Here is a 15,579-nt window from a genome sequence, read left to right as displayed (position 1 = left end):
CATATTACCTCCCCCCAAATCACATCAGACTTTGGCAACCATTCTTAACAAATATTGTCCGTACGCATTCTTTGCCAAGGGTGCTGCAAGTTCACGGACCTGGTCGGCAGTAATAAACTTCTGGCGATAGGCAATCTCTTCCGGACAGGCCACTTTCAACCCCTGACGTGTCTCGATGGTCTGAATAAAGTTGCTCGCTTCAATCATGCTTTCATGAGTGCCGGTATCAAGCCAAGCATAGCCACGGCCCATCATCGCCACCGACAGATTACCTTGTTCAAGATAGATGCGGTTAACGTCTGTGATTTCCAGTTCACCACGCGGCGATGGCTTCAGGCTCTTGGCGATCTCCACCACGCTGTTGTCGTAGAAATAGAGGCCGGTGACCGCATAGTTGCTCTTGGGCTCCAGTGGCTTCTCTTCCAGTGAAATCGCCGTACCTTGCTTATCAAACTCAACGACGCCATACCGTTCAGGGTCGTGCACGTGGTAGGCAAAAACGGTAGCACCACTGTCTTTACTTGCTGCAGCTTCCAGCTGTTTCTGCAGATCATGACCGTAGAAGATGTTGTCGCCCAGCACCAACGCACAGTCGTCGTTACCGATAAACTCTTCACCCAGGATAAAGGCTTGGGCCAATCCATCCGGGCTTGGTTGCACCTTGTATTGCAGATTCAAGCCCCATTGACTGCCATCACCCAGCAGTTGTTCAAAACGGGGGGTATCTTGCGGTGTACTGATGATCAAGATATCGCGGATCCCTGCCAGCATCAGGGTGCTGAGCGGGTAATAGATCATCGGCTTGTCATAGATGGGCAGCAGCTGCTTGCTGACAGCCATGGTGACGGGGTAGAGACGAGTGCCTGACCCACCGGCCAGAATAATACCTTTACGTTTAGTCATAGTGCTTGATTTCTTATATTTGAATTATGTAATTCATCAAAATGAGTGCGCCAAAACATCACTCATTCTGTGTTTTATCCCTGTTGGTGTGAGGCTTCATTCCCACACCCTTTGTATCTTCTTATTTGCCGAGGATCTCGGTCAGCATTCGCTCAACGCCCACTGTCCAGTCCGGCAGTACCAGCTCAAAGGTACGCTGGAATTTGCTGGTATTGAGGCGCGAGTTATGGGGTCGTCTGGCTGGGGTCGGGAAGGCACTGGTCGGCACCGCATTGAGTTGCGTGACCGCCAGTTCAACCCCTGCCTCTCTGGCCTTGGCAAACACCAGCTGGGCGTAGTCAAACCAAGTAGTAGTGCCAGAGGCGATCAGATGGTAGAGACCAGCGACTTCCGGCTTGTGTTGCGCTATCCGAATGGCATGGGCTGTACAATCAGCCAGTAACTCGGCGCCGGTCGGCGCACCAAACTGGTCATTGATGACCGACATCTCGCTGCGCTCCGTACCAAAGCGCAGCATGGTCTTGGCGAAGTTGGCGCCGCGGGCTGCGTACACCCAGCTGGTCCGGAAGATAAGATGGCGACTACAAAGCGCTGCCGCCTGTTCCCCTGCCAGCTTGGTCTCACCATAGACGTTGAGCGGTGCAGTCTGATCACTCTCGACCCAGGGACGCTCGCCACTGCCATCGAATACGTAGTCGGTAGAGTAGTGCACCAGCCAGGCACCCAAGGCCTCGGCTTCTTTGGCGATGGCGGCCACACTGGTAGCGTTGAGCAGTTCGGCAAACTCCCGCTCGCTCTCCGCCTTGTCGACTGCCGTATGGGCAGCCGCATTGACAATCACATCCGGCTTGACCAGCCGTACCGTTTCAGCCACGCCCGCCGGATTGCTGAAATCGCCACAATAGTCCGCAGAATCAAAATCGACAGCGGTAATATGCCCCAGCGGAGCCAGTGCACGCTGCAGCTCCCAACCTACCTGGCCATTTTTACCAAACAGCAGGATATGCATCAGGCACGTTCCCCGTAGTTCTGTTCGATCCAGGATTGGTAAGCACCACTCTTGACGTTGTTCACCCACTGCTGGTTATCCAGATACCACTGTACCGTCTTGCGAATGCCCGACTCGAAAGTCTCTTGCGGCTGCCAATCAAGCTCGGCACTCATCTTGCTGGCATCGATGGCATAGCGGCGATCGTGACCGGGACGATCCGCCACATAGGTGATTTGATCGCGATAAGACCCGGCCTTGGGCACCATATCATCGAGCAGATCACACACGGTATGCACCACGTCCAGGTTCTGCTTCTCGTTGTGACCGCCAATGTTATAGGTTTCCCCCACCACACCGGTGGCCACCACCTTGTAGAGTGCGCGCGCGTGATCTTCCACATAGAGCCAGTCACGGATCTGGTCGCCCTTGCCATAGACAGGCAGCGGCTTGCCATCCAGGGCGTTGAGGATCACCAGCGGGATCAACTTCTCGGGGAAGTGATAAGGGCCGTAGTTGTTGGAGCAGTTGGTGACTATGGTCGGCAGACCGTAAGTACGGCGCCAGGCGCGCACCAGGTGGTCGCTGGATGCCTTGGAGGCAGAATAGGGGCTGCTGGGGGCATAGGGGGTGGTTTCGGTAAAGAGCGGCAGCGCCTCACCGGCACTCACCTCATCCGGGTGGGGCAGATCGCCATACACCTCATCGGTGGAGATATGATGGAAGCGGAAAGCCGCTTTGCGCGTCTCGTCCAGATCGTTCCAATAGGCACGGGTGGCTTCCAGCAACACATAGGTGCCGACGATATTGGTCTCGATGAAATCAGCGGGCCCTGTGATGGAGCGATCGACATGGCTCTCGGCCGCCAGGTGCATCACGGCATCAGGTTGATGCAGGGCAAACACCCGATCCAGTTCGCCACGGTTGCAGATATCCACCTGTTCAAAGGCATAGCGAGCACTCGCTGCCACATCAGCCAGCGATTCCAGGTTACCTGCATAAGTGAGTTTATCGAGGTTGATGACTGAATCCTGGGTATGCCCAATGATATGACGAACAACCGCCGAGCCGATAAAGCCAGCGCCACCAGTGACAAGGATTTTCATAGGTATGCTCTTGAAAATTAATAGAAAAAAATTGTTTTTTCAGCTAGCGAAAAAAAGGATGGAGGCAAAACTGAGTCTGTCCGACAGGCAGATATCTCACGTTAATCAGGAAAATCACATTGGCTACCGCCCCTGAGTTACAGCCCCCAGTTTGCTGCTTTTAACCAGATTGTGTCTGCTGTTGGCCATGATGCCCTCCAGCGTGGGATAAGTCTGCCACCGTCCCTGATGACAAGATCTCGATTTGTTTTACAAATTCAGTCTGGCGGTCTTACCAGAAGCAGCCGTGCAACATCACAGTACCACAAGGGCAAAGTCTGGATTTTAGCGCCTTTCCCGGCAGCTTGAACAGTCAAAACAACACTCCTAAAAGTGTCGGAACTGCCATCTGTTCATTAATCAACCAGGGTAAAACCTGGCAGGAAATGTCCTGCTTCAGCCTATAGATCGGATTCATAAGTTACCCACCTTAGCCTTGGTCCCATCAATACTGAAGTAAAACTAATGGCAAACGGAACGTTAGCACTAATTCAGGTCATGATGTCGATCCGCACCTCGGGGTTTATAGCAAGTGTGCCATCGTTTTTACAGTAACGACTACAGGTCCATTTACCTTGCTTGCCGACGTTCCTGCCCACTCGGCACTTGGCAGAGGCAACACCCGCACGACGTATTATGTCATCAAGGTTTCATATGTGTATGAAAACAAACAGGGCGAACCGGATGGTTCGCCCTGTGGCTATACGATAACGCAAGCTGGGAGGTGATAGCTACTGCTGCTGAACACTCGCCGTCGCGCTCGCCCCGGGGGCTTGCCAGCCGCCACCCACGGCCTTGTAAAGCGCCACCTGGTTGGTCAGCTGGGCCAGACGGGTGCTGATCAGCCCCTGCTTGGCACTGAACAACGAACGCTGGGCATCGAGCCGGGTCAGATAGCTGTCCACTCCTTGCTCATAGCGGAACTCCGCCAGCTTGAAGTAGGTCTGGTTAGCCTCGACCAGTGCCTGCTGCGCCTGCAACTGCTGCTGGTAGTCAGCCTGGGTGCCGAGCGTATCCGCAACTTCCTTGAAGGCGGTCTGGATGCTCTTCTCATAGCTGGCCACCGCCTGCCTGGTGCTCACCTCGGCCACGTCGAGATCGGCAATGCGCTTGCCGCCATCGAAGATGGGCAGGTTGATCTGGGGGATAAACGACCAGGTCCCGGTTCCGCCATCAAACAGGCCGCTTAGCTGATTGCTGGCAGTGCCCGCCGTCGCGGTGAGCGAGATGGAGGGGAAGAAGGCCGCGCGCGCCGCACCTATATTGGCATTGGCCGCCTTCAGACTGTGCTCGGCGGCCAGAATGTCCGGGCGCTGCTGCAGCAGGCTGGAAGGTGCGCCGACCGGGATGGCCGCCAGTTGCACCTCGGCCAGGGTCGCCGGCTGACCGTCCAGTACCGGTACCTGGCCGCCAAGCAGCAGGGCCAGACCGTTGCGATCCTGCTTCACCTGGCGCTGGTACTGGGCCAGGCTGACCCGGGCACTCTCCAGCGCGGTACGCCCCTGCGCCAGCTCCATCTCGGAGGCCGCGCCCAGGCGATACTTGTGCTCGGTCAGGCCATAGCTCTCCTGCTCGGTCGACAGGGTTGCCTCGCTCAGCGCCAGCAACTCCTGATCCGCCAGCAGGGTGAGATAGGCGTTGGCCACCGAGGCGACCAGCGCAATCTGGGTGCTGCGCTGGGTCTCGATCTGACCAAGATAGGTCTCCAGCGCCTGATCCTTCAGGCTCTGGATCCGGCCGAACAGGTCCAGCTCATAGGCTGTGATGCCGATGTTGGCATCGTACTGGCTGCTGATGGCACCCTGCCCCGTGCTGCTGAGATCATCGGACCCCTGCTGGCGGGTGCCTGAGCCGTTCGCCGCCAGGGTCGGCAGCTGGGCCGCCCGCTGGATGCGGTATCTGGCCTCATAGGCCTCGACGTTGAGGGCCGCGATACGCAGATCCCGATTGTTCTCCAGCGCAGTGGCGATCAGTTTCTGCAGGGCAGGATCGAGGAACTGCTGCTGCCAGGGGGAGGCAACCGCCTCCCCTTCCGCCTGATTGCTCTGCCAGGAGGCGCCTTGCGGCAGCGCGGGTCTTTGATAGTCGGGGGCCATGGAACAGGCCCCCAGCAAGAGTGTCACGCTCAAGGCGACGATCGTCTTAGTCATGATGAGTCTCCTTGGCAAGGGCAGCGCGCTCTTCCCGTGTACTGTGTTTGGTGAAGTAGCGCGTCACCAGCACGAAGAACAGCGGCACGAAGAAGATGGCCAGCACGGTCGCGCTGATCATGCCCCCCATCACGCCTGTACCTATGGCGTTGCGGCTGCTGGCCCCCGCGCCCGAGCTGATGGCCAGCGGCAGCACGCCGAGGATGAAGGCGAGCGAGGTCATCAGGATCGGACGCAACCGCAACCGGGCTGCCTCCACCACGGCTTCGCTGACGCCCATCCCCTTGTCATACAGCTCCTTGGCAAATTCGACGATCAGGATCGCGTTCTTGGCCGACAGCCCTATGGTGGTGAGCAAGCCCACCTGGAAGTAGACGTCGTTCTCGAGCCCGCGCATGGTCGCCGCCAGAATGGCGCCCAACACCCCGAGCGGCACCACCAGCATCACCGAGAAGGGGATGCTCCAGCTCTCGTACAGGGCCGCCAGACAGAGGAAGACCACCAGCAGGGAGATGGCGTACAAGGCCGGCGCCTGGGAGCCCGCCTGGCGCTCCTGCAGGGAGAGACCTGTCCACTCGATGCCGATACCTTCCGGCAACTGCTTCACCATCTGTTCTATGGCCGCCATTGCATCACCGGTACTCTTGCCGGGCGCCGCTTCACCCACTATCTCCATGGCGGAGACACCGTTGTAGCGTTCCAGACGGGGCGAGCCAAAGCTCCACTCCGTGCTGGCAAAGGCGGAGAAGGGCACCATCTGGCCCGCGCTGTTGCGCACATACCAGAGCTTGAGATCTTCCGGGTTCATCCGGAACGGTGCATCCGCCTGCAGGTAGACCTTCTTGACCCGGCCACGATCGACGAAGTCGTTCACGTAGGAAGAGCCCCAGGCCGCCGCCAGCGTGTTGTTGATGTCGCTGATGGAGAGCCCCTGCGCCAGCGCCTTCTCGTAGTCGATCTTGACGTCGAGCTGCGGTGTGTCTTCCATCCCGTTCGGGCGCACCCGCACCAGGTTGGGATCCTGCGCCGCCATGCCGAGCAGCTGGTTGCGCGCCGCCATCAGCTTCTCGTGCCCCAGCCCGCCGCGATCCTGCAGGTAGAAGTCAAAGCCGGTGGCCGTCCCGAGCTCCGGAATGGGAGGCAGGTTGAAGGCAAACACCTGGGCTTCCTTGATGCTGAACAGGTAGCCCATGGCGCGGCCTATGATGGCGTTGGCACTGCGCTCCGGCGTGTCGCGCTCTTTCCAGTCTTTCAGCTTGATAAACGCCATGCCGCTGTTCTGACCGCTGCCGGCGAAGCTGAAGCCAGCCACCGTCAGCACGGCCTCGACGTTATCCTTCTCGTTCTTCAGGAAGTAGTCGCGCATGTCCGCCAGCACCACCTCGGTACGCTGCTTGGTAGCACCGACCGGCAGTTGCACCATGGACATGATGACCCCCTGATCCTCTTCCGGCAGGAAGGAGGTGGGCATGCGCATGAACAGGATGGCCAGCACCGCCAGCATGGCGGCATAGATGATGCCGTAACGCACCCCCTGCTTGACCACCTTGCGCACGCCGTTCTGGTAACGGTTGGCGCCGGCATCGAAGGCCCGGTTGAACCAGCCGAAGAAGCCGCGCTGGGCACCGAACTCGCCGTGCTTGATCGGCTTGAGCAGGGTGGCACAGAGCGCCGGGGTCAGGATCAGGGCCACCAGCACCGACAGCACCATGGCCGAGACTATGGTGAGCGAGAACTGGCGATAGATGGCACCGGTCGAGCCGCCGAAGAAGGCCATGGGCACGAACACAGCGGACAGCACCAGCGCGATACCCACCAGGGCACCCGTGATCTGGGTCATGGACTTGCGGGTCGCTTCCAGCGGGGAGAGATCCTCCTCGCTCATCAGCCGCTCCACGTTCTCCACCACCACGATGGCGTCATCCACCAGCAGGCCTATGGCCAGCACCAGACCGAACATGGTCAGGGTGTTGATGGAGAAGCCAAACGCCGACATGACGCCGAAGGTCCCCAGCAGCACCACGGGCACGGCTATGGTCGGGATCAGGGTGGCGCGGAAGTTCTGCAGGAACAGATACATGACGCAGAACACCAGGAAGATCGCCTCGATCAGGGTCTGCGCCACCTCCTCGATGGAGATCTTCACGAACGGCGTGGTGTCGTACGGATAGACGATTTCCATGTTGGCCGGGAAGTAGGCGGAGAGCTCATCCAGCTTGCCGCGGATCTTCTCGGCAGTATCGAGCGCGTTGGCACCGGTCGCCAGCTTGATGGCGACAGCCGCGGTGGACTGGCCGTTATAGAGCGCATCGGCGTCGTAGTTTTCGCCCGCCAGCTCAACCCGGGCCACATCCTGCAGCCGTACCTTGGAGCCGTCCTGATTCACCCGCAGCAAGATATTGTTGAACTCGGCCACGCTGGAGAGACGAGTCTGCCCCATGATGGTGGCGGTGAACTGCTGATCGGTCACGGAAGGCGTGCCGCCCAGCTTGCCGAACGCCACCTGGGCATTCTGCGCCTTGATGGCGGTCTGCACATCAATCGGGGTCATCTGTACCCGGTTGAGCTTGTTCGGATCGAGCCAGACCCGCATGGAGTACTGGCTGCCGAACAAGGTGATGTCCCCGACCCCGTCCAGACGGCTGAGCGGCTCCTTGATGTTGGCCACCACGTAGTCGGCCAGGTCATCGTTGTTCATGCTGCCATCGCTGGAGATGAAGGCCGCCACCATCAGGAAGCTGCTGGAGGTCTTCTGAACCCGGATCCCCTGCTGTTGTACTTCCTGCGGCAAGAGCGACATCGCCTGTTGCAGCTTGTTCTGCACCTGCACCTGGGCGATATCGGGATCGGTACCGGCCTGGAAGGTGAGGGTCACCGACACATTGCCCGACGAATCGGACTGGGAAGACATATAGAGCAGGTGATCCAGCCCCGTCATGTTCTGCTCGATGATCTGGGTCACCGAGTCTTCCACCGTCTTGGCGGAGGCGCCCGGATAGCTGGCGGAGATGCCGACGGCGGGTGGCGCTATGCTGGGATACTGAGCGATCGGCAGGCCTATGATGGCCAGGCTCCCCGCCAGCATGATCACCAGGGCGATCACCCAGGCGAAAATGGGTCTGTCTATGAAAAATCGTGCCATGAGGCGACTACTCCATCCTACTTGTTGGCCGGGGTCTGGGCAGACAGCTCGGTGGCAGTCTGTTCAGTGGGCGCCACGACAACCCCGGGTTTTACCTTTTGCAGACCGGCGACGATCACCCGCTCGCCCGTCTTGAGACCGGATTCCACCACCCAGTCACTGCCGACGATGCGGCTCAGCTGCACTTCCCGCAGCTCGACCTTGTTGTCCGCGGTCACCACCATGACGGTGGCACCGCCTTTCGGGGTGCGGGTCACGGCGGTTTGCGGCACCAGCAGTCCCTCGGCCCGCTCACCCTCTTGCAGGGTGGCGCGCATGAACATGCCGGGCAGCAACAGCTGGTGAGGGTTGGGGACTATCACCCGCAGGGTCACCATGCCGGTGGTCTCATCCACGGTCACGTCGGAGAACTGCAACGAGCCCTCTTCGCTGTAGCTGCTGCCATCTTCCAGCTGGAAGCGCACCTTGGCGCCATCCTGCTGGCCCTGGGTCAGCTTGCCGGCGGCGACCTGACGCTTGAGGCGCAGCAGATCGGCGGTGGACTGACGCACATCCACATACATGGGGTCGAGCTGCTGGATGGAGGTGAGGCTGTCGGCCTGCTGGGCCGTCACCAGGGCACCCTCGGTCACCGCAGACTTGCCGATGCGACCGCTGATGGGGGCCGTGATGCGGGTATAGGCCAGATTGATGTTGGCACTCTGCACTGCGGCCTTGGCGGCCCCTATCTCGGCCAGCTGCTGCTTCCAGGCGGCGTCGGCGTCGTCATACTCCTGGCTGCTGATGGCCTTCACCTTCACCAGCTCGGCATAACGCTTGGCCTTGAGGCGGGCGCTCTGCTCGTTGGCCTGCGCCTTGGCCAGATTGGCCTTGGCACTGGCCACATTGGCCTGATAGACGGCGGGGTCTATCTGGTACAGCAGTTGACCGGCCTTGACGTCGCTGCCTTCGGTAAAGAGGCGCTTGAGAATGATGCCGCTCACCTGGGGACGCACCTCGGCGACCCGCAGCGGGGCGCTGCGGCCGGTCAGCTCCGAGGTGAGCTGCAACGGCATTGTATGCAGGGTGACGACATCCACGGCAGCGGGTGGCATCTCACCCGGCCCTTGCTGGGCACTGCCCTGTTCGCCACAAGCTGTCAGCAGACCGCTTGCCAGCAGGGCAAGGCCGACCGAACGTGCGAGAATATGTTTATGCATGAAGAACCTGAGCCTCTGTCAATCAATGAATAACCACAGGTTTTATATGACCCTGTTGGTAAAATCGGAAAGATGAGGCAATATACATACATTCATAAATGTATGTAAGTGACTTTTTTTACTTTTACAAGGCGCAGATGTCGATGGCCAGAAGAACCAAAGAAGAGGCGCAGCAGACCCGCTGCCACATCATGAGTACGGCCCTGAATCTGTTCTGTTCGCAAGGATTGGCCAAGACCAGCCTGACCGATATTGCCAGGGCCGCCGATCTGACCCGTGGCGCCATCTATTGGCACTTCAAGAACAAGGAGGAGCTGTTCGTCTCCCTGTGGGAGGAGCTGTGCCAACCGCTCTCCCATCAGCTCGACGCCTGTGTCGCCGAACAGGAGCCGGACCCCCTCGGCAAGCTGCGCAGCTTCCTCAAGGAGGTGCTGGTGAAGATCAGCACCAATCCTGCCCACCAGCAGATGTTCACCATCATGTTCAATCTCGAGTCGCTGGAAGGGGAAGCCATCTCGCTGCGCGAGCACATGCGCAGCCAGTCCGCCAACTTCTTCCGGGATCTGGAGACCACCCTGGCCAATGCGGTGCGCCTCGGCCAACTGCCCCGGGGACTGGATCTGCAGCGGGCCGCCACCCTGCTGCACTGCACCCTGGATGGCTACATCATCAACTGGCTGCACTTCCCGGAGCGCATCGACCTGACCCGGGAGGCCGACTTCCTGCTCGACAGCCTGTTTGCCCTGATAGCCCTGCCAACCGGCCCTGCCACCCGCCGCACCTGATAGCCCAGGGCCAGCCCGACGCTGGCCCCGCTCCTTGCTACCGCACGTCATCACAGACCAACTCCCCAGCCTGGCAGTACCGATTCACGGCACGACGCTTTGGTAGCCCGTCGCCAAATTTGCTAGAGTAGCGCCCCCGAAAGAAGGTGCCTGCCATGTCCATATCACCATTGCCCGACCATGATGCCTCCCCCAGTGAGCCATCTGCATCGCCACAGCCCAATCATGATGCCTTCATCAGTCAATCATCTGCATCGCCGCTGCCCGGTCACAATGCCTCCCCCAGTCAATCGTCTGCATCGCCGCAGCCCGGTCACAATGCCTCCCTAAGTCAGCCATCTGCATCGCCACTGCTCAGTCACAATGCCTCCCTCAGTCTGCCATCTGCGGCGGATGCCGACACCCTGTCAGCCCGTCAGCGCTTTCTGATATTGCTGGCAAGCGGAGCCCATCTGCTGGAAGCGGGCTGTGGAGCGGGCGAGGATCTGCTCTTTTTCCGGCAGCAAGGCCTCATGGTCACCGCCTTTGAGGCGAGCCTGGCCCATGCCCGGCTCGCCTCGCGCCGCAGCGGCCAACCGGTGCGGGTCTGCCGCCTCGAGCAGATGCACAGCGCCTTGCCCTTTGACGGCATCTGGGCCAGCGGCTCGCTGCCCTGCCTGGCCGAGGGAGAGCTTGCCCCCGCCCTGATGCATCTCGCCGGCCTGCTCAAACCCCGGGCACCGCTCTACTGCTCCTTCCCTTATGGCGAGGGCGAGCACAGCTGCGCCGTGGCCTCCTCACAAGACGAATATCCGCTGCAGACCCACCTCGATGAGGCCCGCCTGCAACAACTGATCGCCCCCCTGCCGTTTGCCCTGCATCAGAGCTGGTGCAGCGAGGATGCCGTGCACGGCCGCTGGCTGCATGCCCTGCTGATCCGACTCCCCGAGCTCGCTCCCACCCTGCATCAATATCGCCGCCGTCGCTTCAAGGGACCCATTCCCCGTGATCCATCATCCAGATAACAATATTTAACTCGGAGTTAACCAGGTGATGGCAGACAAGATGCGGCGTTTGTGTTAAAAAGCGGCATTAAAATCAAAATTAAATAACAAATCAGACACTAACACCTGGATTTACTTATGAAACTTGTCCTCAAACTGGTTGCCGGCATCCTGGCCGGTCTCTTGCTCGGTCTCTACGCCCCCGAATGGGTCGCACGCGTGCTGTTTACGGCCAAGACAGTCATAGGTCAGCTGATCACCTTCACCATTCCGCTCATCATCCTGTTCTTCATCATGAGCGGCATCGCCAGCCTGCCGAAGAACTCCGGCAAGCTGCTGGGCAAGACGGTCGCCCTCTCCTACTGCTCCACCATACTGGCGGGCCTGTTCGCCTTTGCCGTGGCCAGCAACCTGATCCCGCGCCTGACCACAGCCGCCGAGCCCACGGCCGCCGCCGCCATCAAGCTCACTTCCTACGTCAATCTGGAGATACCGCCGCTGTTCGGGGTCATGTCGGCCCTGGCCGCCGCCTTCGTGTTCGGCATCGGCATCAGCGCCACCCAGGCCACAGATCTGCGCCGGGTCGCCGATCAGGGCCGCGACATCATAGACCGCCTGCTGGCCAAGGTGATCATCCCGCTGCTGCCCTTCTACATCGCCGGCGTCTTCGTCGAGATGACGGTCGAGGGCACCGTCTTCGCCACCCTGAAGACCTTCGGCGTGGTGCTGGTGATGGCCATCGTCATGCACTGGCTCTGGCTCTCCGTGCTGTTCGTCGGCACCGGGCTGGCGCTGGGTCGCTCACCCGTCATGCTCATCAAGAACATGCTGCCCGCCTACTTCACCGCCCTCGGCACCATGTCCAGCGCCGCCACCATCCCGGTCGCCCTGCAGGCCAGCAAGAACAACGGCGTGAGCGACGGCATCGCCAACTTCACCGTGCCGCTGTGTGCCACCATTCACCTGTGTGGCTCCACCATCACCCTGGTGACCTGTGCCACCGCGGTGATGTTCCTCTCCGAGCACCTGGCCATTCCGGGACTGGACACCATGCTGCCCTTCATCATGATGCTGGGCGTCATCATGATAGCCGCGCCGGGTGCCCCGGGTGGCGGCGTCATGTCCGCCCTGGGCCTGCTCACCTCCATGCTCGGCTTCGGTGAGGCCTCCATCGCCCTGATGATCGCCCTCTACCTGGCGCAGGACAGCTTCGGCACCGCCTGCAACGTCACAGGTGACGGCGTCATCGCCCTGTGGGCCGACCGCTTCGCCCAGCGCGGCGAGACTGCGCTCGGCGCCGAGCAGGACGCAGCCTGATACGGCAAGCAAGCACATAAAAAAAGGGAGCCAGTGGCTCCCTTTTTTTATGGCTGGCATCCGAGGTCAACCGCGCCGGCGGATCACCCCCTCCTGCGCCGTGCTCGCCACCAGCACACCCTCGCGGGTGAAGAACTGGCCGCGCACCAGACCACGACCTGCGCTGGCGCTCGGGCTGTCCACCACGTAGAGCAGCCAGTCATCCAACCGGAAGTCCCGGTGGAACCACATGGAGTGATCTATGGTGGCCACCTGCATGTCCGGCTCCCAGTACGAGACGCCATGGGGCTGCAGGGCGGTAAACAGGAAGTGGAAATCGGAGGCATAGGCCAGCAGGTACTTGTGGACCCGCTGATCGTCCGGCATCTGGCCGTTGGCCCTGAACCAGACATGGCGCAGCGGCTCGTGCACATCTGGCCGGATCGGGTCGACCAGGGTCACGGGGCGAATTTCGATGGGCTTCTCGCACATGATCTTGTCGCGCAGGGCGGACGGGATCTGCTGCTCGTAGGGGCGTACCAGCTCCAGCTCGCTCTTGAGCTGCTCGGGCGGGGTGATCCCCGCGGGCATGGCGATCTGATGCTCGAATCCCTCGGCCTCGACCTGGAAGGAGGCGTTGAGATAGAAGATGGGCTTGCCGCCCTGAATGGCCTTGACCCGGCGGGTGGAGACGGTCTGGCCGTCACGGATATTCTCCACGTCATAGATGATGGGACGATTGGCATCACCGGGGCGCAGGAAGTAGGAGTGGAAACTGTGCACCTGACGATCGGCGGCCACCGTCTGTTTGGCGGCTGACAAGGCCTGCCCCATTACCTGTCCGCCAAACACGGCCCGCAGACCGAGATCCTGGCTCTGGCCCCGAAACAGGCCCTCCTCGATTTTCTCGAGCGCCAGCAGTGCCAGCAGCTCATCAAGTACCTTGCTCATTATTATCTCCTGTATCAGTGCCACAAAGGCTAACAAGCCCGCTCTGGCAGAGCAACCTTGCCCCTCCCCCGCAGTGGATCCGCCGGGTGGTTTAATTCAGCAAGGAAGGAATTGGAATAATAAACGGCAGACAGCAGCAACAAAAAGGCCCGCCTGAAAGGCGGGCCTTTTTGTTGCACGAACCCATCAGGCTCAGCGCAACGCTTACTTGCTGCCGGTACCCGAGTTGCGGGTAGAGGAGGTCGGCTTGCGGCGGGCCGTGGTGCTGCGGGCGCGCGGCTCCATGCCCTGCATGTCCTTGTGACGCTTGACGGCGCGACGGATCTGGGCGGCCTGCTTGTGACGGGTGCTCTTGCCATCCTGCTGCAGATCGACCTTGGATTCGGTCTCCGGCGGCATGTTGACCAGACCGCGCAGGTAGTTCACTTCCGGCAGTTTCAGCTCCTGCCAGCCACCACGGGGGATGCCGCGATCCAGGGTGACGTCGCCGTAGCGCACGCGCATCAGGCGGCTCACCTGCACTTCCTGGGATTCCCACAGGCGGCGCACTTCACGGTTGCGGCCCTCGGTCAGGGTGACGTTGAACCACTGGTTCAGGCCTTCACCGCCGGCCGGTTTGATCTTGTTGAACTTGGCCATGCCATCTTCCAGCTGCACACCCTTGCGCAGGCGTTGCAGCATGGCTTCGGTGATCTCGCCAAACACACGCACCGCGTATTCACGCTCCACTTCGTGGCTCGGGTGCATCAGGCGGTTGGCCAGCTCACCGTCTGTGGTGAACAGCAGCAAGCCGGAGGTGTTGACGTCGAGACGGCCTACCGCGATCCAGCGGGCGCTCTCCAGCTTGGGCAGACGATCGAACACGGTGGGACGACCTTCCGGATCGTGACGGGTACACATCTCCCCTTCGGGCTTGTGATACGCCAGCACGCGGCAGATCATCTCTTCCTCGGCACGGGTCTTGACCGTATGGCCATCGACACGGATCACGGCGTTCACTTCGACGCGATCTCCCAGTGTGGCGACCTTGCCATCCACACTGACCCGACCTGCGGTGATCAGGGCCTCCATCTCACGACGGGAGCCGTGACCCGCGCGGGCCAACACTTTTTGCAGTTTTTCACTCATCGGGGTTACCTGATTGTTGATCGCTGCCCACCAGCATAACGGGCAACGGTTATTACTGTGTCGAACCCAGTACGGGCAATCCGACACGCTTCAAGGCTCAAAAGATCGGGTCAGCCGGCACATGCCAGCACAGTGGACCCGGTCTCGCGGCCCTCGCCCGGCATGCCGGGCAAGGGGATGGCAGTGCAGGATCCCGCATGGGTCATCCGACACGCCCTGATGTTCAAGAGGCCCAGTCCGCTGGCACAGGCCAGCGACCTGAACCGGGCCTAGCTACCCTCGACCGGCAGACCGGGCAAGGGATGTTGCAGTTCAGGATCCAGCTCGGGGAGCTGATCCAGACTCTGCAGATTAAAATAATCCAGAAATTCCCGGGTGGTGGCGAGCAGCTCGGGGCGACCCACCACCTCCTTGTGACCGACGCTGCGCACCCAGCCACGCTCTTTCAGGGTATTCACTATCTGGCTCGACACCGCCACCCCGCGGATGGCTTCGATCTCGGCCCGGGTGATGGGCTGCCGATATGCAATCAGCGTCAGCGTCTCCATCACGGCGCGGGAATAGCGGGGCGCCCGCTCGCTCCAGAGCCTGGAGAGCTCCTCGGCATACTCCTGACGCGCCTGAAAGCGCCAGCCGGAGGCAACCTCTTTGAGCTCCACCCCCCGCTCGCTGTAATCCTGCCGCAGTTCTGCCAGCAAGAGTTGAATATAGCGGCCGGTGACGGGGTAATCCGCCAGCACGCCGCTTTTCAGCTCACTCACGGTTAATGGCCGTCCGGCCACGAAGATCGCGGCCTCGACCAGCGTCTTGAGCCGTTCAGCGGGCAGCGCCACGGTTGCCCTCCCCGCTCATGGCGTCAGGCTGGCTGGCCAACGGGAGAGGCACACAGACCCCGGCAGGCGGGCAGCA

General features: G+C 60.6%; 12 protein-coding genes. 3 read left to right on the top strand and 9 right to left on the bottom strand.

Annotated elements, in window-relative coordinates; genetic code table 11:
- Nucleotides 1–24: 24 nt before the first annotated feature.
- The 6 genes from rfbA to IU367_RS06995 all read right to left on the bottom strand — a co-directional run bounded on the left by rfbA (nucleotide 25) and on the right by IU367_RS06995 (nucleotide 9,527).
- Nucleotides 25–903, bottom strand: a complete 879-nt coding sequence (gene rfbA, locus IU367_RS07020) for a glucose-1-phosphate thymidylyltransferase RfbA (RefSeq protein ID WP_274453813.1) — start codon at nucleotides 901–903, stop codon at nucleotides 25–27.
- Nucleotides 904–1,024: 121 nt separating this feature from the next.
- Entirely contained in the window at nucleotides 1,025–1,912 is an 888-nt protein-coding gene (gene rfbD, locus IU367_RS07015) for a dTDP-4-dehydrorhamnose reductase (RefSeq protein WP_274453812.1), read from the bottom strand.
- Nucleotides 1,912–2,997: a dTDP-glucose 4,6-dehydratase gene (gene rfbB, locus IU367_RS07010; protein ID WP_274453811.1), complete on the bottom strand. Its 1,086-nt coding sequence runs from the start codon at nucleotides 2,995–2,997 to the stop codon at nucleotides 1,912–1,914. The genes rfbD and rfbB overlap by 1 nt, the downstream gene beginning before the upstream one ends.
- 770 nt (nucleotides 2,998–3,767) lie before the next feature.
- A complete protein-coding gene (locus IU367_RS07005) occupies nucleotides 3,768–5,186 on the bottom strand; it encodes an efflux transporter outer membrane subunit (protein WP_274453810.1) in 1,419 nt (472 codons plus the stop codon).
- Nucleotides 5,179–8,328 carry an efflux RND transporter permease subunit gene (locus IU367_RS07000; protein WP_042870633.1) on the bottom strand — a complete coding sequence of 1,050 codons (3,150 nt, stop codon included), beginning with the start codon at nucleotides 8,326–8,328 and terminating at the stop codon, nucleotides 5,179–5,181. The genes IU367_RS07005 and IU367_RS07000 overlap by 8 nt, the downstream gene beginning before the upstream one ends.
- A gap of 17 nt (nucleotides 8,329–8,345) precedes the next feature.
- Entirely contained in the window at nucleotides 8,346–9,527 is a 1,182-nt protein-coding gene (locus IU367_RS06995; protein ID WP_098983406.1) for an efflux RND transporter periplasmic adaptor subunit, read from the bottom strand.
- A gap of 143 nt (nucleotides 9,528–9,670) precedes the next feature.
- Here IU367_RS06995 and IU367_RS06990 point away from each other — a divergent pair, with 143 nt between their 5' ends.
- The 3 genes from IU367_RS06990 to IU367_RS06980 all read left to right on the top strand — a co-directional run bounded on the left by IU367_RS06990 (nucleotide 9,671) and on the right by IU367_RS06980 (nucleotide 12,612).
- On the top strand, nucleotides 9,671–10,312 hold the full coding sequence (locus tag IU367_RS06990; protein ID WP_103471248.1) for a TetR family transcriptional regulator: 642 nt from the start codon (nucleotides 9,671–9,673) through the stop codon (nucleotides 10,310–10,312).
- A 350-nt stretch (nucleotides 10,313–10,662) separates the two neighbouring features.
- Entirely contained in the window at nucleotides 10,663–11,316 is a 654-nt protein-coding gene (locus IU367_RS06985; RefSeq protein ID WP_420796501.1) for a class I SAM-dependent methyltransferase, read from the top strand.
- Nucleotides 11,317–11,433: 117 nt separating this feature from the next.
- Nucleotides 11,434–12,612: a dicarboxylate/amino acid:cation symporter gene (locus IU367_RS06980; RefSeq protein ID WP_241279699.1), complete on the top strand. Its 1,179-nt coding sequence runs from the start codon at nucleotides 11,434–11,436 to the stop codon at nucleotides 12,610–12,612.
- A 66-nt stretch (nucleotides 12,613–12,678) separates the two neighbouring features.
- Here IU367_RS06980 and tesB read toward each other — a convergent pair whose 3' ends face one another.
- From tesB to scpB, 3 genes are all read right to left on the bottom strand, one after another.
- Nucleotides 12,679–13,542, bottom strand: coding sequence for an acyl-CoA thioesterase II (gene tesB, locus IU367_RS06975; RefSeq protein WP_043134214.1), 864 nt, complete (start codon nucleotides 13,540–13,542; stop codon nucleotides 12,679–12,681).
- A gap of 204 nt (nucleotides 13,543–13,746) precedes the next feature.
- Nucleotides 13,747–14,670 carry a 23S rRNA pseudouridine(2605) synthase RluB gene (gene rluB, locus IU367_RS06970; RefSeq protein WP_043134216.1) on the bottom strand — a complete coding sequence of 308 codons (924 nt, stop codon included), beginning with the start codon at nucleotides 14,668–14,670 and terminating at the stop codon, nucleotides 13,747–13,749.
- Between the two features lie 269 nt (nucleotides 14,671–14,939).
- A complete protein-coding gene (gene scpB / locus IU367_RS06965) occupies nucleotides 14,940–15,503 on the bottom strand; it encodes an SMC-Scp complex subunit ScpB (protein WP_098983395.1) in 564 nt (187 codons plus the stop codon).
- Nucleotides 15,504–15,579: the final 76 nt, after the last annotated feature.

This window comes from Aeromonas bestiarum (genome assembly GCF_028751155.1).
In the GTDB taxonomy this organism is placed as follows: Bacteria; Pseudomonadota; Gammaproteobacteria; order Enterobacterales; family Aeromonadaceae; genus Aeromonas; species Aeromonas bestiarum.
This window is presented reverse-complemented; position numbering and strand designations above follow the sequence as displayed.